This window comes from Asanoa siamensis (genome assembly GCF_016862555.1).
Lineage (GTDB): Bacteria > Actinomycetota > Actinomycetes > Mycobacteriales > Micromonosporaceae > Asanoa > Asanoa siamensis.
In genome coordinates, this window is record NZ_BONE01000013.1 from 80534 (window position 1) to 101543 (window position 21010).

At 72.0% G+C, this 21010-nt stretch carries 17 protein-coding genes and 1 pseudogene; 10 read left to right on the plus strand and 8 right to left on the minus strand.

The window, feature by feature from the left end; all coding sequences use genetic code 11:
* Positions 1-10: 10 nt before the first annotated feature.
* The 7 genes from Asi02nite_RS10975 to Asi02nite_RS11005 form a co-directional block, all read right to left on the minus strand.
* Positions 11-1045, minus strand: a complete 1035-nt coding sequence (locus Asi02nite_RS10975) for a zinc-dependent dehydrogenase (RefSeq protein WP_203712249.1) — start codon at positions 1043-1045, stop codon at positions 11-13.
* A complete protein-coding gene (locus Asi02nite_RS10980) occupies positions 1042-1497 on the minus strand; it encodes a PTS mannitol transporter subunit IIA (protein ID WP_203712251.1) in 456 nt (151 codons plus the stop codon). The genes Asi02nite_RS10975 and Asi02nite_RS10980 overlap by 4 nt, the downstream gene beginning before the upstream one ends.
* Positions 1490-1798, minus strand: a complete 309-nt coding sequence (locus Asi02nite_RS10985; RefSeq protein ID WP_203712253.1) for a PTS lactose transporter subunit IIB — start codon at positions 1796-1798, stop codon at positions 1490-1492. Before Asi02nite_RS10985 ends, Asi02nite_RS10980 begins: the two co-directional genes overlap by 8 nt.
* A gap of 69 nt (positions 1799-1867) precedes the next feature.
* Entirely contained in the window at positions 1868-3097 is a 1230-nt protein-coding gene (locus tag Asi02nite_RS10990) for a PTS transporter subunit EIIC (RefSeq protein ID WP_203712254.1), read from the minus strand.
* Between the two features lie 36 nt (positions 3098-3133).
* Positions 3134-4219, minus strand: a complete 1086-nt coding sequence (locus Asi02nite_RS10995; protein ID WP_203712256.1) for a 1-phosphofructokinase family hexose kinase — start codon at positions 4217-4219, stop codon at positions 3134-3136.
* The gene (locus tag Asi02nite_RS11000; RefSeq protein ID WP_203712333.1) at positions 4216-4977 is read right to left on the minus strand and encodes a DeoR/GlpR family DNA-binding transcription regulator; all 762 of its coding nucleotides are present in this window, start codon (positions 4975-4977) and stop codon (positions 4216-4218) included. Before Asi02nite_RS11000 ends, Asi02nite_RS10995 begins: the two co-directional genes overlap by 4 nt.
* 118 nt (positions 4978-5095) lie before the next feature.
* The gene (locus tag Asi02nite_RS11005) at positions 5096-5923 is read right to left on the minus strand and encodes a helix-turn-helix transcriptional regulator (RefSeq protein WP_239126634.1); all 828 of its coding nucleotides are present in this window, start codon (positions 5921-5923) and stop codon (positions 5096-5098) included.
* Between the two features lie 103 nt (positions 5924-6026).
* On the opposite strand from Asi02nite_RS11005, the gene Asi02nite_RS11010 reads away from it, so the two are divergent.
* Complete coding sequence (locus Asi02nite_RS11010; RefSeq protein ID WP_203712258.1) at positions 6027-6899, plus strand: oxidoreductase; 873 nt, start codon at positions 6027-6029, stop codon at positions 6897-6899.
* Between the two features lie 4 nt (positions 6900-6903).
* On the opposite strand, the gene Asi02nite_RS11015 is transcribed toward Asi02nite_RS11010, so the two are convergent.
* The gene (locus Asi02nite_RS11015) at positions 6904-8181 is read right to left on the minus strand and encodes a GGDEF domain-containing phosphodiesterase (protein WP_203712259.1); all 1278 of its coding nucleotides are present in this window, start codon (positions 8179-8181) and stop codon (positions 6904-6906) included.
* A 305-nt stretch (positions 8182-8486) separates the two neighbouring features.
* Between Asi02nite_RS11015 and uvrA the strand changes: the two are divergent.
* From uvrA to gap, 9 genes and pseudogenes are all read left to right on the plus strand, one after another.
* Positions 8487-11441, plus strand: a pseudogene (gene uvrA / locus Asi02nite_RS11020) (excinuclease ABC subunit UvrA); the annotation flags it as partial.
* Between the two features lie 701 nt (positions 11442-12142).
* Positions 12143-13474, plus strand: a complete 1332-nt coding sequence (locus tag Asi02nite_RS11025) for a putative bifunctional diguanylate cyclase/phosphodiesterase (protein ID WP_203712261.1) — start codon at positions 12143-12145, stop codon at positions 13472-13474.
* 34 nt (positions 13475-13508) lie between these two features.
* Complete coding sequence (locus Asi02nite_RS11030; protein WP_203712263.1) at positions 13509-14300, plus strand: YunG family protein; 792 nt, start codon at positions 13509-13511, stop codon at positions 14298-14300.
* Between the two features lie 140 nt (positions 14301-14440).
* Positions 14441-14911: a Rieske (2Fe-2S) protein gene (locus Asi02nite_RS11035; protein WP_203712265.1), complete on the plus strand. Its 471-nt coding sequence runs from the start codon at positions 14441-14443 to the stop codon at positions 14909-14911.
* A 75-nt stretch (positions 14912-14986) separates the two neighbouring features.
* On the plus strand, positions 14987-16960 hold the full coding sequence (gene uvrC, locus Asi02nite_RS11040; protein ID WP_203712267.1) for an excinuclease ABC subunit UvrC: 1974 nt from the start codon (positions 14987-14989) through the stop codon (positions 16958-16960).
* 11 nt (positions 16961-16971) lie between these two features.
* Positions 16972-17865: an RNase adapter RapZ gene (rapZ, locus tag Asi02nite_RS11045; protein WP_203712269.1), complete on the plus strand. Its 894-nt coding sequence runs from the start codon at positions 16972-16974 to the stop codon at positions 17863-17865.
* A complete protein-coding gene (locus tag Asi02nite_RS11050; RefSeq protein ID WP_203712270.1) occupies positions 17862-18818 on the plus strand; it encodes a gluconeogenesis factor YvcK family protein in 957 nt (318 codons plus the stop codon). The genes rapZ and Asi02nite_RS11050 overlap by 4 nt, the downstream gene beginning before the upstream one ends.
* A 58-nt stretch (positions 18819-18876) precedes the next feature.
* Positions 18877-19857 (plus strand): DNA-binding protein WhiA, encoded by a 981-nt coding sequence (gene whiA, locus Asi02nite_RS11055; RefSeq protein WP_089253797.1) that lies wholly within the window; start codon positions 18877-18879, stop codon positions 19855-19857.
* A 147-nt stretch (positions 19858-20004) separates the two neighbouring features.
* On the plus strand, positions 20005-21009 hold the full coding sequence (gap, locus tag Asi02nite_RS11060) for a type I glyceraldehyde-3-phosphate dehydrogenase (RefSeq protein WP_203712334.1): 1005 nt from the start codon (positions 20005-20007) through the stop codon (positions 21007-21009).
* Position 21010 lies beyond the last annotated feature (1 nt).

The following is a 21010-nucleotide window of genomic DNA, read 5'->3' on the forward strand; positions in this document are numbered from 1 at the left end:
TGAAACCCCCTCAGGACTCGATGGTCACCTTGATGGCGGCACCCCGGGCGACGATGTCGAACGCCTCCAGCGCCGACGTCACCGGCAACCGGTGGGTGATCAGGTCGGCGACCGGCACCGCGCCGGACGCGATCAACTCCAGCGCCCGCTTGTTGTGCGCGGGCGACGAGCCGTTGGCGCCGACGATCGTCAGCTCCTGGTAGTGCACGAGGTTGCTGTCGACCCGGATCACCGGGTCGTCCTTGGGCAGCCCGCCGAAGAAGCTGATCCGGGCCTGCCGGGCGCAGAGCGCGAACGCCTGCTCCTGGGCGGCCTTCGACGCCGCCGCGGTGATGACCACGTCGGCGCCGCGGCCGTCGGTGAGCTTGCGGACCTCGTCGACCACGTCGGTGTCGGCGCCGCAGATCGCCGCGTCCGGCGCCACCCGTACGGACGAGAGCGCCAGCCGGTCCGGGTTCAGGTCGACGAGGAAGACCCGCCGCGCGCCGCGGGCCCGGGCAAGCCGGACGTGCAGGCAGCCGATCGGGCCGGCGCCCATCACCACCACGTCGTCGCCGGAACCGACCCGGGCGAGCTCCTGTCCGTTGAGGACACAGGCGAGCGGCTCGGCGACCGACGCCTCGGCGTACCCGATCCCGTCCGGAATGCGGTTGAGACCGTCGACGGCGAGCACCTTGGCGGGCACCAGCATCAGCTCGGCGAAGCCGCCGTCGTAGTGGTAGCCCATCGACTCCTGGTTGGGGCAGACGGTCATCCGGCCGCGCCGGCACTCGCCGCACTGTCCACAAGGGATCGCAGCGATGACCTGGACGCGGTCGCCGGCCTGCCAGCCCGTGTCGCCGCCGTCGACCACCTCGCCGGCGATCTCGTGGCCCATCACGCGCGGCGGGCGGATGTGGTGGTGCCCGAACTTGAAGATCTTGACGTCGGTGCCGCAGGTGGAGCAGTTGTGCACGCGGATCAGCACGTCGCCGCCGGTCCGGGTGGGCTCGGGGGCGTCCTCGATGCGTACGTCGCCGGGCGCGTGGAAGCGCACGACCTTCATGCCGTCTCCTCGATGGGGGTCAACAGGTCGTAGACCGTGTCCTGGTCGGTGGCCGCGCGCAGCGCCGCGGCCCGGTCGGGGTCGAGCAGGATCTGGGCGAGCTCGCCGAGCACCTCGACGTGCCCGTCGCCGCGGGCGGCGATCGCGACGCAGACGCGTACGGGCCGGTCGCCGCCCCAGTCGACGCCGGCCGGGAAGCGCAGCACGGCCAACGCGTCCCGCAGCACGGTCTCCTTGCCGGCCAGGGTGCCGTGCGGGATCGCGACACCTTCACCGACGTACGTGGAAACGGATTTCTCGCGTTCGAGCATGGCGTCCACATAGGCCGGTTGGACCGCGCCCACCGACACGAGCACCTCGCCGCAGCGGCGGATGGCGGCCTCCCTGTCGGCGGCGGTCTCGGCGAGCCGGATCGCGGCCGGGTCGAGCAGCGCGCCGAGGCCCTCAGCCATCGAGCTCGCCGCCGGACTCGACCACCTGCACGAGCCGCGTGACCGCCGGGTCGCCGATGAACACCTGCACCGGGAGGATCACCTTGCCCGGCGCGCTGCCGCGGGCACGGTCGGCGAGCCCCGCGTGGCAGACCACGACGTCGGCGTCGGCCGGGATCGAGTTGACCGGCGTGTGCTCGACGGTGATGCCGCGCTTCTTGAGCTGGCGCCGGAGCTGGCTGGCGAGCATGACGCTGCTGCCCATGCCGGCGTCGCAGGCCACGACGACCTTCTGGATGTCGCTGCCCTTGATGTTGGCCATGACGGTTGCCTTTCGGGGGTGGGGAACGGAAGGGGCCCCGCGCTGCACGGGCCCCTTCTCATCGCGGGGTCAGGCGGACGTGCGTTGATCCGGCGCGGCGGCCGCGACCGGCTCGCGGTCGGGCGCCGGCTGCGTGCCGGGTTGCGGATCGGCATCCGGGGGTACGGCGGCCGCCGCGTCACCGCCCGCGGTCGTCGGGTCCTCCTTCGGCTCGAGGCGGCCGAAGCCGAGCAGGGCCGCGGCCACCGCGAACGTCACGCCGGCCGAGATCACGATCCCGAGCAGCATGGGTACGTAGCCGCCGCGCGGCGTCACCGCGAAGTAGGCGAAGATGCTGCCGGGCGACGGGGTGGCGGTGAGGCCCGCGTCGGTGAGCATGAAGGTGCCGACGCCCGCCGCGCCACCGGCGATCATCGCGATGATCAGGCGGGGCTTCATCAGCACGTACGGGAAGTAGATCTCGTGGATGCCGCCGAGGAACTGGATGATCATGGCGGCCGGGGTGGTGGCCCGCAGGTTGCGGGGTCCGAAGAAGAAGAACGCGAGCAGCAGGCCGAGGCCGGGGCCCGGATTCGACTCGATCATGAACAGGATCGACTTGCCGGTCTCGGCGGCCTCGGCGACACCGAGCGGCCCGAACACGCCGTGGTTGATGGCGTTGTTGAGGAACAGCACCTTGGCCGGCTCGACGAGGATCGACGCGAGCGGCAGCAGGTTGCGGTCGACCAGCCAGCTGACGGCGTCGCCGGCGGCGTTGGTGACCGTACGCATGACGGGGCCGATCGCCCAGGCGCCGAGCAGCGCCATGCCACCGCCGATGATGCCGGCGGAGAAGTTGTTGACCAGCATCTCGAAGCCGGGTCGGATGCGGTCCTCGACGAGCGCGTCGAACTGCTTGAGCAGCCAGGCGGTCGCAGGCCCGATGATCATCGCGCCGAGGAACATCGGCGAGGCGTTCTCGAGCTCGGTGCCCATCACGGCACCGGCACCGACGGCCACGCCGACGGTAGCGACGGCACCGACCACGGCGCCGCGCTGGCCGTGCACCAGCCGGCCACCGGTGTAGCCGATGAGGATCGGCAGGAGGAAGAAGATCATCGGGTTGACGAGCTGGCCGAAGTCGTCGTTCGGTATCCAGCCGGTCGGGATGAACAGGGCCGTGATCAGACCCCACGCGATGAACGCGCCGATATTAGGCATGATCATGGCCGCGAGGTTGCCACCGAACCGCTGCACGGTGGCGCGGAACCCGGTGCCCTGCACCGTGGGTGTGTAGCCACGTTCCTCGGTAGTTGTCACCGAACGCTCCCTTCGGGGGTGGGGGAGGGGGGTCCGTCAGCCTTGCGAGGCCAGGCTCCGGACAGGATCGGAATCGGGATGGATAACCACGTCACCGCGGCGCATTTCGTCAGGCCGCGGCATCCGGGAGCCCGGCAGGCTGACCGCCGCCGCACCCCAGGCAAGCCCTTCAGCGAGCGCGGCCACGAGATCGGGCCGCAACCGCCCGTCCCGCCCGCCACCAGCACGGGCTTCGTCGACGGCGGTGAAGGTGTCAGCGGTAGTGGCCGGACCGCTGACACGGTTGGCCGTTTCGGTCGGGCCGGTGGCGCCGGCAGCCGCCGCCTCTGACCTGGTCAGCGCCGCCAAGAACCCCGCCAGCAACGCGTCGCCGGCGCCGACCGTGGAGCGGGGGGCCGTGACCGCCGCCGTGCCGCTGACGACCGTGTCGGCCGTGACCAGGATCGCGCCGTCGGCGCCGAGGCTGGCCAGGACCGCGCCCGCGCCCCAGGCGCGTACCTGGTCGGCCGCCGCGATCACGTCGGAGCGGGACCCCAACGGGCGGCCGACCACGTCGGACAGTTCCTCCCGGTTGGGCTTGACCAGGTGGGCGCCCGCCTCCGCAGCCGCCCGCAAGGCCGGCCCGCTCGTGTCCACCGCCAGCCGTACCCCCGCCGCCACGATGCGGTCGCACAACCGGCCGAAGGCCGCCGGTGTCACGCCCGGTGGGAGGCTGCCGCAGACCACCACCCAGCCCGCGGTGCCCGCGGCGGCCAGGGCCTGGCCCGTCACCGCGTCGAACTCGACCGCGGACAGGGTCGGGCCCGGTTCGTTGACCTTCGTCACCGTGCCGTCGGGTTCGGCGAGGGTGATGTTGGAGCGGGTCTGGCCGCCGATCGGGACGGCGACCAGGTCGACGCCCTCCGCCGCGAGCAGGCGGACCAGTTGGGCGCCCTCGTCGCCGCCGCACGGCAGGACCGCGCGGGACGCAACCCCGTTGGCCAGCAGCGCGCGGGAGACGTTGACGCCCTTGCCGCCCGGGTCGAGGCGGGCCGAGCGGGCCCGGAGCACGTCGCCCCGGGCCAGGTGGTCGATCTCGATCGCCCGGTCGAGGCTCGGATTGAGGGTGACGGTGACGATCATGCGCGGACCACCCGTACGCCGGCCGCCTCGACGTCGCCCGCCAGTTCCGCGTCGAGGCCCGTGTCGGTGATCAGCACGTCCAGATCGGACAGACCGCCGAACCGGGCCAGGTAGTCGTTGCCGATCTTCGTGTGGTCGGCGAGCAGCACCACCCGCCGGGCCGCCGCGATCATCGCCCGCTTGACCGTCGCCTCGGCCGGGTCGGGTGTGGTCAGCCCGCGCTCGACCGAGCAGCCGTTGGTGCCCATGAAGGCGACGTCGACGTACATGTCGGCGAGCGGGCGCAGCGCCCAGTCGTCGACGGTGGCCAGGGTCTTGCCGCGGACCCGGCCGCCCAGCAGCAGTACCGTCAGGTTGGCCCGGGTGCCGAGCAGCGTGGCCAGCACCGGCGAGTTGACGACCACCGACAGCTCGCGGTCGGCCGGCAGTGCCTGCGCGAGCCGGGCCGTGGTGCTGCCGGCGTCGAGGATCACCGCGCCCTCGTCGGGCAACTCGGCCAGCGCCGCCTTGGCGATGCGCTCCTTCTCGGTGATCAGCACGGAGTCACGGGCGGCGAGCGCCGGCTCGAAGCCGATCCGCTCGACGGGAATCGCGCCGCCGTGCACTCGGCGCAGCACCCCCGCCCGCTCCAGGACGGTCAGGTCGCGGCGGACCGTCTCGGCGGTGACCTGGAAGGCATCGGCGAGCGCGGTCACGTCGACCCGCCCCTGAGCACGCGCGAGCCGCCGGATCTCCTCTTGCCGCTCCTCCGCGTACATGTGGCTTTGCCTCCGCATCATTTTGTTTCGTCTTTGTTTACGCTTGACTATGTGGGAAGTCAAGACATGGAAATGCCCCGACCTCGGGTACGAGGCCGGGGCGTGCGGAAAAACGGACCTAAGTGGACGCCGCCAGCGAGCCGAGCAGCGAAAGCGATCGGGCCGATTCGCTGCCGGGTTCCGCGTGATACACGCACAGGACCAGACCGTCCGTCCCGGCGATCGTCAGCTTGTCGCCGTAGAGGTCGAGGTCGCCGACCTCCGGATGGCGCATCAGGCTGAACCGGGCCTCCGGGCGCCGCACGTCGTGGCGCGCCCAGAGCTGTCGGAACTCCGCGCTCTTCAGTGACAGCTCGCCGACCAGCGACGTCAGCGCCAGGTCGTCGCCGTGGCCGGTCGCGTCGGCGCGTAGGCCGGCGACCGCGTGCGCGACCGCTTCGGGCCAGTCGCGGTGGAACGCGCGCTCGGCCGGGTCGAGGAAGACGGCGCGCAGCCGATTGACGCCGGGGGAGAGGTTCGGCGACAGGGCGAGCGCCATCCGGTTGGCGAGCAGCACGTCGAGCCAGCGGGTCTGCACGAACGCCGGCGACGTCAGCTCGTCGAGCAGGAAACGGATGCTCTGCGGGATCGCCGTCGACGCGGCCCCCGGGCGGGCGGCGGCGCGGGAGGTGGGCCGGCTGAGCCCGACCAGGTACGCGGCCGCGTCGGTGTCCAGGCGCAGCACCCGGGCCAGCGCGTCGAGCACCTGCACCGACGGGTGCCGGTCGCGGCCCTGCTCCAGCCGCAGGTAGTAGTCGGAGCTGATGCCCGCGAGCATCGCGACCTCCTCGCGGCGCAGGCCGGGCACGCGCCGGACGCCCACCCCGGGGCCGAGGCCGACCTCCTCCGGCGTGATCCGCTCACGATGCGCGCGCAGGAAGTCGCCGAGCTCGTTGCCCTTGTCCACAAGCCCGACGATAGGCACATCCGGCGCGCCGCGGGTGGTCCCCGCACACCCAGGAACAGCACGACTCTGCCTGTCAGGTCCGCGGCGAGGCACGGTCGAGGGCATGACGACGACAGCAGCGATCTCCGGAAGCGTCCTCCACCTCGCCGACGAACTGACCATCACCAGGATGGGGTACGGGGCCATGCAGCTGGCCGGCCCCAACGCGTTCGGCCCGCCGCGCGACCACGACGCGGCGGTCGCCGTGTTGCGTGGGGCGGTCGACCGCGGCGTCACCCACATCGACACGAGCGACTACTACGGCCCCGTTTCGGTCAACCGGCTGATTCGGGAGGCGCTGCACCCGTACGCGGATGATCTGGTCATCGCGACCAAGGTCGGCTCACGTCGCATGATCGACGGCCGGTGGGTCCAGTCGCTGCATCCCGAGGACCTCAAGGCCCAGGTTCACGACAACCTGCGCAGCCTCGGCGTCGACGCGCTCGAGCTGGTGAACATGCGCACCGGTGGTGTGGAGGAGAACCGGGAGGAGTCCCTGGCCGAGTCGTTCACCGCGCTGGCCGAGCTGCGCGAGCAGGGGTTGATCAAGCATCTCGGGCTCAGCGGGGTGACGATCAACCAGGTCCGCGAGGCGCGGTCGATCGCGCCGGTGGTCGCGGTGCAGAACCTGTACAACCTCGCGAAGCGGGCCGAGGACCCGATGGTCGACTTCTGCGCGGCGCAGAACATCGCGTTCGTCGGGTACTTCCCGCTCGGCGGCTTCTCGCCGCTGCAGTCCGACGAGCTCAGCGCGTTGGCCGACCGGCTCGGTGCGACGGAGCGGCAGGTCGCGCTGGCCTGGCTGCTGCAGCGGTCGCCGACGATGGCGGTCATCCCGGGTACGTCCTCGGTGGCGCACCTGCGCGAGAACCTGGCGGCGGCCGACCTGACGCTGCCGGCGGACGCGGTCGCGGAGCTCGACCGCATCGCCGGCTGAGGGCTCAGTTCACCGAGGGTACGGCGAGGCCACCCGCGCCCGGCCAGCGCAGCGCGCGCGAGGCCGGTGCGGGGCGGCCGAGGTGGAAGCCCTGTGCGAACGGCATGCCGAGCGCCGAGAGCGCCCGTACCTCCAGCGCGCTCTCCACGCCCTCGGCGATGATGTCGGTGACGCCGGCGCCGGCCGCGAGCAGGCGGACCGCCCGGACCACCGTCGGGTCCGGCATTCCGGGCTCCTCGTCGTGCAGCAGCTCGCGGGAGATCTTGATGCCGTCTATCGGGAGGCGCCGCACGCTGGCCAGCGAGGAGAAGCCGGTGCCGAAGTCGTCGACCAGCACCCTGATGCCGGCCTTGCGCAGCTCGATGAGCTGGGCGCGGGACCGGGCGGAGGCCAGCAGGGCCGACTCCGTGACCTCGATCCGCAGCTCGTCTGCGGGGACGCCCTCCTGGTCGAGCGCGCGCAGCACCTCGTGGGTGAAGTGCACGTCGTCGAGCTGCACGGCGCTGACGTTGACCGACATCCAGCTGTTGCGGCAGGCGCCGTAACGCCGCTTGTCGCGCAGGGCCCGGCGGAGCACCCGCAGGCCGATGTCGGCGATCAGGCCGCTGCGCTCGGCGGCGGGGATGAACGCGTCCGGCGAGACCCAGCCGCGCTGCTGGTCGGGCCAGCGGGCGAGGGCCTCGTAGCCGACGATGCGGGCGCCCGGCAGCGCCACCACCGGCTGGTAGTGCACGGTCAGCCGGTCGCCCTCGACGGCCCGGCGCAGGTCGACGTCGAGCGTGACGCGCTGTCGCGCGCTGGCGAGCATCGGCGCGGTGCAGATGGTCACGGCGCCGGGCGCGCGGCGGCCCGCCTCCTCGAGCGCGAGGCCGGCGCGGGAGACCAGGGCGTCGGCGTCGTCGTGCGCGACCGCGACGGAGGCACCGACGCTGAGCTGCCCGTACGCGGCCGCCGTCCAGCCACTGCCTTCGCGGACCAGGTCGTGCAGGCGGTCCTCGAGCCCGGCCGCGCTGTCCAGCAGGACCAGCATGTCGCCGTCGGGCTGCACGGAGAGCAGGTCGCGCGGGCCGAGCCGGCTCTGGATCCGTTCGCTGATGTGGTCGAGCAGGTCGGTGGCCGCCTCGGCGCCCAGGGAGCTGCGGATCTCGGGAAAGTCGTAGACCGCGAAACGCGCGACGGCGAACCCCGTGCCACGGTCGCGGACGAGCGTGGCAGCATGTTCACAGAGAGTAACCGGCTCGACGGGTACCCCGGGTACGCGCGTCGTCAGGTCCGTTGTCACATTTCCCCCTGAGCACGAGGGGTCGCCCCGCCGGCGACCCGGCGCACTGTGATTGCCGGACGCCCTACGGTACGTGATGGCCGGGGCGGATTGCGTACCCGGAATGACCGAAATCACCGGCCTCTTAGATCTCCCCTGTTTGGGGGAATGCGGTGCATGACATTAACGCTGTCGGGGGAATGCCTCGGCTGACATTCGCGCCGTCGCGGGAATGCCGGGCCGCGGAAAGTTGTCGTACCCCGCGGCTAGAGTTGCCGAGGCAGAGATTCTGCAGGTCTTCCATCATGTCAGGAGTGGGCTGGGCTGTGGCCGACCGACTGATCGTGCGCGGCGCGCGGGAGCACAACCTGCGCGACGTCAATCTGGATCTTCCCCGCGACGCCATGATCGTGTTCACCGGACTCTCGGGCTCCGGCAAGTCGAGCCTGGCGTTCGACACGATCTTCGCGGAAGGTCAGCGCCGTTACGTTGAGTCACTTTCCTCGTACGCGCGGCAGTTCCTCGGTCAGATGGACAAGCCGGACGTCGACTTCATCGAGGGGCTCAGCCCCGCGGTGTCCATCGACCAGAAGTCGACCTCGCGCAACCCGCGCTCGACGGTCGGCACGATCACCGAGGTCTACGACTACCTCCGCCTGCTCTACGCCCGCGTCGGTGAGCCGCACTGTCCAGTCTGTGGCGAGCCGATCGCCCGGCAGAGCCCGCAGCAGATCGTCGACCGCGTCCTGGCGATGCCCGAGGGCACCCGGTTCCAGGTGCTGGCGCCGGTGGTCCGCGGCCGCAAGGGCGAATACGTCGACCTCTTCGCCGAACTGCAGTCCAAGGGCTTCGCGCGCGCCCGGGTCGACGGCGTCGTGCACCCGCTGACCGAGCCACCCAAGCTCAAGAAGCAGGAGAAGCACACCATCGAGGTCGTCGTCGACCGGCTCGCCGTCAAGGCGTCCGCCAAGCAGCGGATGACCGACTCGATCGAGACGGCGCTGCGGCTGGCCGCCGGCGTCGTGCTGATCGAGTTCGTCGACGAGCCCGACGACTCGCCGACCCGCGAGCGGGTGTTCTCCGAGCACCTGGCCTGCCCCAACGACCACCCCCTGGCGATCGAGGATCTCGAGCCGCGGGTGTTCTCGTTCAACTCTCCTTACGGCGCCTGCCCCGAGTGCACGGGCATCGGCACCAAGAAGGAGGTCGACCCCGAGCTGGTGATCCCCGACCCGGAGCGCACCCTGCGCGAGGGCGCGGTGCAGCCGTGGGCCACCACCCAGACGCTCGAATACTTCCTGCGCCTGCTGCAGGCGCTGGGCGAGGCCGAGCACTTCGACCTCGACACGCCCTGGCGGGCGCTGTCCAACAGGGCGCAGAAGACGATCCTCTACGGGTCGCACGACCAGGTGCACGTGCGCTACCGCAACAAGTACGGGCGCGAGCGGTCCTACTACACCGGCTTCGAGGGCGCGGTGCAGTGGATCGAGCGGCGCCACGGCGACACCGAGTCCGAGTGGTCGCGCGACAAATACGAGGGCTACATGCGCGACGTGCCGTGCTCGGTGTGCGGCGGCGCGCGGCTCAAGCCCGAGGTGCTCGCGGTCACGATCGACGGCCGCAACATCGCCGAGGTCACCGGCATGTCCGTCGGCGACACCGCCGAGCTGCTCGGCGGCATGGTGCTCAACGACCGGCAGAAGATGATCGCCGAGCGGGTGCTCAAGGAGATCAACGCCCGGCTGCGGTTCCTGGTCGACGTGGGTCTCGACTACCTGTCGCTCGACCGGCCGGCGGGCACGCTCTCGGGCGGCGAGGCGCAGCGCATCCGGCTGGCCACGCAGATCGGCTCGGGCCTGGTCGGCGTGCTCTACGTGCTCGACGAGCCGTCGATCGGCCTGCACCAGCGCGACAACCACCGGCTGATCGAGACGCTGGTCCGGCTGCGCCGGCTCGGCAACACGCTGATCGTGGTCGAGCACGACGAGGACACCATCCGCACGGCCGACTGGGTCGTCGACATCGGCCCGGGCGCGGGCGAGCACGGCGGCGAGATCGTCCACAGTGGCTCGTTCGACGACCTGCTGACCAACGAGGCCTCGATCACCGGCTCCTACCTGGCCGGCCGCCGGCAGATCCCGACGCCGATGGTGCGCCGGCCGGCGACGCCCGGGCGCGAGCTGGTCGTGGTCGGCGCCCGCGAGCACAACCTCAAGAACCTGACGGTGCCGTTCCCGCTGGGCCAGTTCATCGCGGTCACCGGCGTGAGCGGCTCGGGCAAGTCGACGCTGGTCAACGACATCCTCTACACGGTGCTGGCCAACCAGATCAACGGCGCGCGGATGGTGCCGGGCCGGCACCTACGGGTGACGGGCCTCGACGAGGTCGACAAGGTGGTCGGCGTCGACCAGTCGCCGATCGGCCGCACGCCGCGCTCCAACCCGGCCACCTACACGGGCGTGTTCGACAACATCCGCAAGCTGTTCGCGGAGACCACCGAGGCCAAGGTGCGCGGCTACGGCCCGGGCCGGTTCTCGTTCAACGTCAAGGGCGGCCGCTGCGAGAACTGCGCGGGCGACGGCACGATCAAGATCGAGATGAACTTCCTCCCGGACGTGTACGTGCCGTGCGAGGTCTGCAAGGGCGCCCGCTACAACCGCGAGACGCTCGAGGTGCACTACAAGGGCCGCACGATCTCCGAGGTGCTGGAGATGCCGATCGAGGAGGCGGCGACCTTCTTCGAGGCGATCCCGGCGATCCACCGCCACCTGAAGACGCTGGTCGACGTGGGCCTGGGCTACGTCCGTCTGGGCCAGCCGGCCCCCACCCTCTCGGGCGGCGAGGCGCAGCGGGTCAAGCTGGCGTCGGAGCTGCAGAAGCGCTCGATGGGCCGCACCGTCTACGTCCTGGACGAGCCGACCACGGGCCTGCACTTCGAAGACATCCGCAAGCTGCTCAAGGTCCTGGAAAGCCTGGTCGACAAGGGCAACACGGTCATCGTCATCGAGCACAACCTCGACGTCATCAAGACGGCCGACTGGCTCATCGACATGGGCCCGTCCGGCGGCCACCGCGGCGGCATGGTGATCGCGGCGGGCACACCGGAGGAGGTGGCCGAGGTCCCGGAGAGCGCGACGGGCCAGTTCCTGCGGCACACGCTTTCCCTGACGGGCCCGGCCCAGGGCTCGGAGAAGGCGGTGGCCCGCGCGGCGAAGGCCAACGGCGGCAGCAACGGCAAGGCGACCAGCAACGGCAAGGCCGCCAGCAACGGTCGGGCGGCCGCGACCAACGGCGCTGCCGCCGACCCGGCTCCGGAGCCGAAGGCAGGGGCGAAGTCGGCGGCGCGGAAGTCGACGGCGACCAAGGCGACCCCGGCCAAGGCGGCGGCCACCAAGCCGGCGGCGACCAAGTCGGCCACCAAGGCGACGAAGGCCACGCCGGCCAGCCGGACGAAGGCGGCGGCGCCGATCGAGGAGAAGCCGGCCAAGAAGGCGGCGGCCCCGCGCGCCCGAACGGCCTCGAAGGCCACCAGCCGAGCGCGCGGCTGACACTGGCCGCGGCGACCGCCCGGGTCGCGGCGGCGTGGTCCGGGCTAGCCGGCCCTGCGGCTAGCCGCTCATGCAGCTAGCGGCCCTGCGGCTAGCGGCCCTGCGCGGCCGCGGAGTGCCGCGGGGCGGCTGATACCCGGACGTGTCCGCCGCGCTGGTAGCCGCGGCTGTGCTTCGCCCCTTGCGCCGAACGTCCCTGCGTGGCCGCTGGCCGCAGCGACCGCGCGGTTCTCCGCGGCTGCGGTCCGGGGTAGCCGGCGCGCGGCCGCGGGCGCCGCGTCGGATGTCCCGGTCCGGGGTGCGAAGGGGGTCAGGCGGGGCGAGGGGGACAGCTGTGGCGCCGGGAGCAGGTGGGCGGCGGTCGGGCGCGGCGGTTTGGGCGAGCTTGTCCGCGTAAGGAGGGGCAAGCCGGGTACACGCATCCCGTGCTCGGCGTGCACGAAGCGCAGCAGCGGCGATCGCAGGAGCGCGCCCTGCGCCGGGACCTGGAACGCCGCGCCAACCAGGACGCGTTGACCGCCCTGGCCAACGCCGACCGGTTCCGCGAGACGATGCGGGCCCGCGCCCGGGAGGAGCCGACCGGCGGTTGGGCCGCGCTGTTCGTGGACCTCGACGACTTCAAGGCGGTCAACGACACGTTCGGCCACCAGGTCGGCGACGGCCTGCTGCGGGTGGCCGCCCGCCGGATCGAGTCATGCGTACGCGAGCAGGATCTCGTCGCCCGGCTCGGCGGTGACGAGTTCGGGGTGCTGCTCGACGGCGTGGACGTCGCGGACGCGCGGGCGATCACCCAGCGGATCTCCGACACCCTCGCCGAGCCGGCCACGGTGGACGGCGTCCGGGTCGACCCGCAGGCCAGCATCGGCCTCGCTTACCTCCCCGACGACCGGAACCCCGACACGCTCCTGCGCGCGGCGGACAGCGCGCTCTACCGCGCGAAGGGTGCGGGCAAGGGCCGCTGGCGCCAGTACCGGCCCGGCATGCCGGCACCGACCCGGCAGCACGCGAGCGCCCGTGAGCGGCTCGCGCGGGCGCTGGAGGCCGACACGTTCGCGGTGCACTACCAGCCGATCGTGACGACCGCCGACGCCGAGCCGGTCGGCTTCGAAGGGCTGCTGCGCCTGCGGGACGACGGCCCGCCGATGACCGCTCCGGAGATCGTCCAGGTCGCCGAGGCGACGGGTCTGATCGCCGACATCGGGGACTGGGTGCTCGCACGGGCGTTGCGGGACCTGCCGCGGCTCAACGCGGGTCCCACGGACGACCGCTACGTCTCGGTCAACGTCGCCCCGCGCCAACTGCGCCTGCCCGACTACGCCGACCGGGTCGCCGGTGAGCTGGCCCGCGCGGGCGCGCGGCCCGACCTGCTCGTCCTGGAGGTCACCGAGGGCGACCTCGTCCGCGAGGACGAGCGGGCGTGGGCGCAACTCGAGGACCTTCGGGCGAAGGGTGTACGCGTCGCGATCGACGACTACGGCACCGGCTTCGCGGGGCTGTCGTACCTGCGGCAGTCCGCCGTCGACATGATCAAGGTGGACGGCACGTTCCTGGCCGACCCGGGCTCGGCGCGGGCCCGCGTGCTCGTCGAGGCCGTCGCCGACCTCGCCGACCGCCTCGGGCTCGCCATGGTGGCCGAGGGCGTGCACAACCTGCCCTGCCGCCACCTGCTGGTCGACGCCGGCTGCCCGTACGCGCAGGGCCACCTGTTCGCGAAGCCGATGCCGGTCGACGCGGCCGCGGGCTGGCACTTCGACGGCAACGGTTGACCCTCGACCTGCTCGACGGTCCATGATCACCGGTATGTCGACCGTCGAGCGGCTGAGGCCGCTGTTCGAAGCCGCCTGGGGACCCGACACCTGCGACCCGCACGACCTGGCCGCCTGGCGTCCCGGCAACCCGTCCCGCGGCCAGTGCGGGCCGACCGCGCTGGTGCTGCAGGACCTGCTCGGCGGCGACCTGGTGCTCGGCCGCGGGCACGTCGACGGCCGGCAGGTCGGCCACCACTGGTGGAACCGGCTCCCGGACGGCGCGGTGGTCGACCTGACGGCCGACCAGTTCCGCCCGGAGGAGACGGTGGTCGGCGGCGAGGTGCGGCACCGGCCGCCGGGCGCGCCCGGCCGCTGCCGGGGCCAGTACGAACTGCTCGGGCACCGGGTGCGCGGCCCGGCCCGACCGCCGGTGAGCGGCGACCCGGTGCGGATCGCGGTGGTCGCGTTGACCGACTCCGCCGGCCGGCTGTTGCTGCACCTGCGCGCCGCGGACGCCGCCGCCGAGCCGGGCCAGTGGGCCCTGCCCGGCGGGCACGTCGAGCCGGGGGAGACGCCCGCCGAGGCGGCCGCCCGCGAACTGCGGGAGGAGACCGGCCTCGTCGCGGACGGGCTCCGGCCGACCTGGACGGCCCTGCGGCCCGACCTGACCGGCGCCGCGCCTTGCGTCGAGGTGCACGCCTTCGCGGGCCGGACCATCGCCACCACGAACGGACAGGACGCCAGGTTCGTACGGGAGGCGGACCTGCCGCAGACGGACCTCAGCCCCACGGCGGCCGCGGTGCTCCACGCGACCTGGATCTCCTTCGGGTCGGGCTCCCGGTAGGTCGTACGGTCCGGTCAGTATGGTGCCGGAACGAAATGTCCGGACCCGCCTGTCGTGAACCGGGGGCCACCGACGTCCGTGTGACCTGGTGGGGAATTTGAACATTCAACTGACCGTGCGGCCGAGGAGAGGCATAGCGGATGAATACGGAAGAGACGGTGACGAGCCGGCGCGCGCTGCTGGCGGGTGTCGGAGCGGTGGGGGCCGTGACCGTGCTCGCGGCCTGTGGCAGTGACGACCCGGCCGGGTCCGGGACGTCGGGCCAGGGGAGCCAGGACCCGACCGAGCCGGCCGAGGAGCCGGGTGACTCCACCGGCGGCGGGGGAGAGGTCATCGGCAAGGTGGCCGACGTGCCGGTCGGCGGCGGCGCGTTGTTCCGCTCGGCCGAGATGGTGGTGACGCAGCCGACCGAGGGGCAGTTCCACGGCTTCCGCGCGGTCTGCACCCACCAGGGCTGCCCGATCGCCAGCGTGGACAGCGGCACGATCAACTGCAGCTGCCACGGCAGCAAGTTCGCGCTCGACAGCGGCGAGCCGAAGAACGGGCCGGCCACCCGGCCGCTCACGGCCCGCGAGGTCACCGTCAAGGGCGACGACATCGTCCTGGCCTGACGAAACGACATCCGACGGCGGGTCGGCCAGCAAGATCAACTGATTGTGTCGGAGGCGAGCGTTACGCTTGCCGCCGTGGCTGACCCGTCGTCGTATCGTCCCCCACCGGGTTCGATTCCGGACCTTCCGGGCGTCTACCGGTTCCGGGACGCGACCGGCCGCGTCATCTACGTCGGCAAGGCCAAGAGCCTGCGCAGCCGGCTCAACTCCTACTTCGCCGACCCGTTCGGCCTGCACCAGCGCACCCGCCAGATGGTCACGACCGCCGCGTCGGTCGACTGGATCACGGTGGGCACCGAGGTCGAGGCGCTCCAGCAGGAATACACCTGGATCAAGGAATACGACCCGCGGTTCAACGTCCGCTACCGCGACGACAAGTCCTATCCCTACCTCGCGGTCACCCTCGACGAGGAGTTCCCGCGGCTGCAGGTGATGCGCGGCGCCAAGCGCAAGGGCGTCCGCTACTTCGGGCCCTACTCGCACGCCTGGGCCATCCGCGAGACCCTCGACCTGCTGCTCCGGGTCTTCCCGGCCCGCACCTGCTCCAAGGGCGTCTTCAAGCGCGCCGGCCAGATCGGCCGCCCGTGCCTGCTCGGCTACATCGGCAAGTGCTCGGCGCCGTGCGTCGGCTCGGTGACCGCCGCCGAGCACCGGCAGATCGTCGACGACTTCGTCGACTTCATGGCGGGCAAGACCGACACGTTGGTACGAAGGCTGGAGCGCGACATGTTCGCCGCCAGCGAGGAGCTCGAGTTCGAGCGGGCCGCCCGCCTGCGCGACGACCTGGCGGCTCTGCGCCGCGCCATGGAGAAGCAGACCGTGGTGCTCGGTGACGGCACCGACGCCGACGTGGTGGCCTTCGCCGAGGACCCGCTGGAGGCGGCCGTCCAGGTGTTCCACGTCCGCGGCGGCCGGGTCCGCGGCCAGCGCGGCTGGGTCGTCGAGAAGACGGAGGACCTGACCACCGGCGACCTGGTGCACCACTTCTGCTCCCAGGTCTACGGCGGCGAGCAGGGCGAGTCCGACGTCCCGCGCGAGTTGCTGGTGCCCGCGGTCCCGAGCGACGTCGACGCGCTGACCGACTGGCTCGGCCAGCACCGCGGCAGCAAGGTGACGATGCGGGTGCCGCAGCGCGGCGACAAGAAGGCCCTGCTCGAGACCGTCGCCCGCAACGCGCACGAGGCGCTGACCCGGCACAAGCTCAAGCGCAGTGCCGACCTGACCACCCGCAGCCAGGCGCTCGAGGAGATCGCCGAGGCGCTCAACATGGACACCGCCCCGCTGCGCGTCGAGTGCTACGACATCTCGCAGATCCAGGGCACCGACGTGGTCGCGAGCATGGTCGTCTTCGAGGACGGGTTAGCCCGCAAGAGTGAATATCGGCGTTTCATCATCAAGGGCGCGACCGACGACCTGTCCGCGATCTCCGAGGTGTTGCGCCGCCGGTTCGCCCGCTACCTCGACGCCCGGGCCGAGACCGGCGAGCTCGGCGAGGAGATGGAGATCGATCCGGACCGCCCCGGCATCGACCCGACGACCGGCCGGCCGCGCCGGTTCGCGTACCCGCCGCAGCTCGTGGTGGTCGACGGCGGCGAGCCGCAGGTGCAGGCCGCGGCGGCGGTGCTGCGCGACCTCGGCATCGACGACATCGCGCTGTGCGGCCTGGCCAAGCGGCTCGAAGAGGTGTGGGTCCCCGACGATCGGTTCCCGGTCATCATGCCGCGCACGTCGGAGGGCCTCTACCTGCTGCAACGCGTCCGCGACGAGGCGCACCGGTTCGCCATCACGTTCCACCGCCAGCGCCGGTCCAAGCGGATGACGGCGTCGCAGCTCGACGGCATCCCGGGGCTCGGCGAGCTCCGGCGCAAGGCCCTGCTGCGGCACTTCGGGTCGGTCAAGCGACTGACGGCGGCCTCGGTCGACGAGATCGCGTCGGTGCAGGGCATCGGCCAACGCACCGCCGAGGCGATCAAGGCCGCGCTCGGTGACGACAGACCAACCAACGGGACGGAAGAGGGCGATGAGTCCGATGTTTCCCGCGATGCCTAGGATTTCGCGACGTGGGTGAGCGGGAGCACGACGAGCTGGACCGGTCCGACACCACGCTCGTGATCGTCACGGGCGTCTCGGGTGGTGGCCGGAGCACGGTCGCGCGCGCACTGGAGAACGTCGGCTTCTACGTGGTCGACAACCTGCCGCAGACGCTGATGCTGGAGATGGCGGAGCTGGCCTACGCGGCCGGCGGCCCGGCCCGGCTCACGGCGATGGTGCTCGACGTGCGCAGCCGGGCGTTCTCGGCCGACCTGACCGGCGCCGTGCACGCGCTGCGCGAGCGGGGCTTCAACCCGCACGTGGTGTTCCTCGACGCCGACGACGACGTGCTGATCCGGCGCTTCGAGAGCGTCCGCCGCTCGCACCCCCTGCAGGGCGACGGCCGGCTCGCCGACGGCATCGCGGCCGAGCGCAAGCTGCTCGAGGAGGCCCGCGAGCAGGCCGACGTGATCATCGACACCAGCCACCTCAACGTCAACCAGCTCCGGCGCCGCGTCGAGGAGATGTTCGGCGGCGAGGACGCCCGCCGGCTCAAGGTGACCGTGCTCAGCTTCGGCTTCAAGTACGGCCTGCCGCCCGACGCCGACTTCGTGCTCGACGCCCGCTTCCTGCCCAACCCGTTCTGGGTGCCGGAGCTGCGCGACCTGACCGGCCGCGACGAGGCGGTCAGCGGCTACGTGCTGGGCCAGCACGGCGCGGTGCCGTTCGTCGACACCTACGCCCGGCTGGTCGTCGGCACCGCGCCCGGCTTCGAGCGCGAGGGCAAGCGCTACCTGACGGTGGCCGTGGGCTGCACCGGTGGCAAGCACCGCAGCGTCGCGATCGCCGAGGAGCTGGCCACCCGGCTGCGCGAGGCCCGGGTCTCGGCCTCCGCCCAGCACCGTGACCTGGGGCGCGAATGATGCGGGTCGTCGCCTTCGGTGGCGGCCACGGCCTGTCCGCCTCGCTGCGGGCCCTGCGCACCAGCGGCGTCGACCTCGACATCACCGCGGTGGTCACGGTCGCCGACGACGGCGGCTCCAGCGGCCGGCTGCGCGCCGAGCGGTCGGCGCTGCCGCCCGGTGACCTGCGCCAGGCGCTGGCCGCGCTGGCCGCCGAGCGCGACGACACCCAGCGCACCGCCGCGCTGTTCCAGCACCGCTTCGTCCCGGACGGCCGCGACCACAGCCCGCTGGACGGCCACACTGTCGGAAATCTGGTACTCGTCGGGCTCATGGAGCAGCTCGGCGACCCGGTGTCCGCTTTGGATCACGCGGCGCGGATGGTCGACGCCGGCGGCCGGGTGCTGCCGATGGCGGTCAAGGCGGTCGGCATCGAGGCCGACGTCCGGGGCGCCGACCCGCGCCGGCCCGAGACGCTGCTCACCGTCGTGGGCCAGCACGCGGTCGCGGTCGCGCCCGGGCACGTGGAGGCCGTCCGGCTCACGCCGGCCGACCCACCGGCCTGTCCGGAGGCGGTGGCCGCGGTCGAGGCCGCCGACTGGCTGATCTTCGGGCCGGGCAGCTGGTACACGAGCGTGATCCCGCACCTGCTGGTCCCGGAGCTGGCCCGGGCGATCGTGGCCAGCCCGGCGCGCCGGCTGGTCACCCTCAACCTGGCCGCCGAGCCCGAGACGTGGGGCCTGTCGGCTGCTGATCACCTGGCGGCCCTGCGCTGGTACCTGCCCGAACTGAAAGTTGACACGGTTCTGGCCGACGGCGCCGCCGTCGGTGACCCCGAACCCGTCCGTCGTGCGGCAGAATCGCTGGGTGCGCGGCTGGTGCTCGCCCCGGTCGCTGTGGCCGACGGCAGCCCGAAGCACGATCCGGGAGCACTCGGGGCGGCCCTGGTGCCTGTCCTGGGCGCCAGTCGTTAAGCACGTGAGAACCCACCGGCTTCGGGCCGGATACCGGCACGCGAGGTGACGAAGAGTTATGGCGATGACCGCCGCGGTCAAGGACGAGCTGAGTCGGGTCGACGTGCCCAAGCCGTGTTGCCGGCGCGCCGAGATGGCCGCGCTGCTGCGGTTCGCCGGCGGCCTGCATATCGTCTCCGGCCGGGTGGTGGTCGAGGCCGAGCTCGACACCGGCGCGGTGGCGCGCCGGCTGCGCCGCGAGATCGCCGAGGTCTACGGCTACCCGAGCGAGATCCACGTGCTGGCCTCCGGCGGCCTGCGCAAGGCCAGCCACTACATCGTCCGGGTGGTCAAGGACGGTGAGATCCTGGCCCGCCAGACCGGCCTGCTCGACGTGCGCGGCCGCCCGGTGCGGGGCCTGCCGCAGCACGTGGTCTCCGGCAACGTGTGCTGCTCCGTGGCCGCCTGGCGGGGCGCGTTCATGGCGCACGGCTCGTTGACCGAGCCCGGCCGCTCCAGCGCCCTGGAGATCACCTGCCCGGGCCCCGAGTCGGCGCTGGCCCTGGTCGGCGCGGCCCGGCGGATCGGCATCACCGCCAAGGCCCGCGAGGTCCGCGGCGTCGACCGCGTGGTCGTCAAGGACGGCGACGCGATCTCCGCGCTGCTCACCCGGATCGGCGCCCACAGCAGCGTGCTGGCCTGGGAGGAGCGCCGGGTCCGGCGCGAGGTGCGGGCGACCGCCAACCGCCTGGCCAACTTCGACGACGCCAACCTGCGCCGCTCGGCCCGCGCGGCGGTGGCCGCCGCGGCCCGGGTCACCCGGGCGCTGGAGATCCTCGCCGACGACGCGCCCAACCATTTGACCTCGGCCGGCAAGCTGCGCCTCGACCACCGCCAGGCCTCCCTCGAGGAGCTGGGCGCGTTGGCCGACCCGCCGCTGACCAAGGACGCGATCGCCGGCCGGATCCGCCGGTTGCTGGCGCTGGCCGACAAGCGTGCCCGCGATCTGGGCATTCCGGACACCGAGGCCGCTGTGACGCCCGACATGCTGGTGGTCTGAGCGACCACCTGCCGCGCCGGTCAAGCGTGGGCTCAGATAGGGTCGTCAGGTACGGCGACGGGGCCGGCAACCGGTTCTAACACCGGCCGGCGTACGCGGAGGAAAACCGCGGCAGCCGGCCATCCCATCATCGAGGAGATGAAACCTGTGACCATCCGGGTTGGCATCAACGGGTTCGGCCGCATCGGCCGCAACTTCTTCCGGGCCGTTCTCGCCTCCGGGGCGGACGTCCAGCTGGTCGGCGCCAACGACCTCACCGACAACGCCACCCTCGCCCACCTGCTGAAGTACGACTCGATCCTGGGCCGGCTGCCGTACGAGGTGAAGGCGACCTCCGACGAGATCACCGTCGGCAGCCACACCTTCAAGGTGTTCGCCGAGCGCGACCCGGGCAAGCTGCCCTGGGGCGACCTGGGCGCCGACGTCGTCATCGAGTCGACCGGCCTGTTCACCGACGCCACCAAGGCGCGGGCGCACGTCGACGGTGGTGCGAAGAAGGTCATCATCTCCGCGCCGGCGAAGCACGAGGACGTCACGGTCGTCATGGGTGTCAACGACAACCAGTACGACCCCGCCAAGCACACGATCATCTCGAACGCCTCCTGCACCACCAACTGCCTCGCCCCGATGGCCAAGGTGCTGCACGACACGTTCACGATCCAGCACGGCCTGATGACGACCATCCACGCGTACACGCAGGACCAGAACCTGCAGGACGGCCCGCACAAGGACCTGCGCCGGGCCCGCGCCGCGGCGCTCAACATCGTGCCGACCTCGACTGGTGCCGCCAAGGCGATCGGCCTCGTGCTGCCGGAGCTCAAGGGCAAGCTCGACGGGTACGCGCTGCGCGTGCCGATCCCGACCGGCTCGGCCACCGACCTCACCGTCAACGTGGGCCGCGAGACCTCCGTCGAAGAGGTCAACAACGCGATGAAAGAAGCCGCCGCGGGTGCGCTCAACGGCTACCTGACCTACACCGAGGACGAGATCGTCTCCAGCGACATCGTCACCGACCCGGCGTCCTGCATCTTCGACTCGGGCCTGACCAAGGTCATCGGCAACCAGGTCAAGGTCGTCGGCTGGTACGACAACGAGTGGGGCTACTCGAACCGCCTGGTCGACCTGGTCAAGCTCGTCGGTTCCTCGCTCTGAC

Coding starts and splice junctions, on each gene's coding strand:
- Asi02nite_RS10975 (WP_203712249.1), bottom strand. CDS start 1,045: ATGAAGGTCGTGCGCTTCCACGCGCCCGGCGACGTACGCATCGAGGAC.
- Asi02nite_RS10980 (WP_203712251.1), bottom strand. CDS start 1,497: ATGGCTGAGGGCCTCGGCGCGCTGCTCGACCCGGCCGCGATCCGGCTC.
- Asi02nite_RS10985 (WP_203712253.1), bottom strand. CDS start 1,798: ATGGCCAACATCAAGGGCAGCGACATCCAGAAGGTCGTCGTGGCCTGC.
- Asi02nite_RS10995 (WP_203712256.1), bottom strand. CDS start 4,219: ATGATCGTCACCGTCACCCTCAATCCGAGCCTCGACCGGGCGATCGAG.
- Asi02nite_RS11000 (WP_203712333.1), bottom strand. CDS start 4,977: ATGTACGCGGAGGAGCGGCAAGAGGAGATCCGGCGGCTCGCGCGTGCT.
- Asi02nite_RS11010 (WP_203712258.1), top strand. CDS start 6,027: ATGACGACGACAGCAGCGATCTCCGGAAGCGTCCTCCACCTCGCCGAC.
- Asi02nite_RS11030 (WP_203712263.1), top strand. CDS start 13,509: ATGTCGACCGTCGAGCGGCTGAGGCCGCTGTTCGAAGCCGCCTGGGGA.
- Asi02nite_RS11035 (WP_203712265.1), top strand. CDS start 14,441: ATGAATACGGAAGAGACGGTGACGAGCCGGCGCGCGCTGCTGGCGGGT.
- Asi02nite_RS11050 (WP_203712270.1), top strand. CDS start 17,862: ATGATGCGGGTCGTCGCCTTCGGTGGCGGCCACGGCCTGTCCGCCTCG.
- whiA (WP_089253797.1), top strand. CDS start 18,877: ATGGCGATGACCGCCGCGGTCAAGGACGAGCTGAGTCGGGTCGACGTG.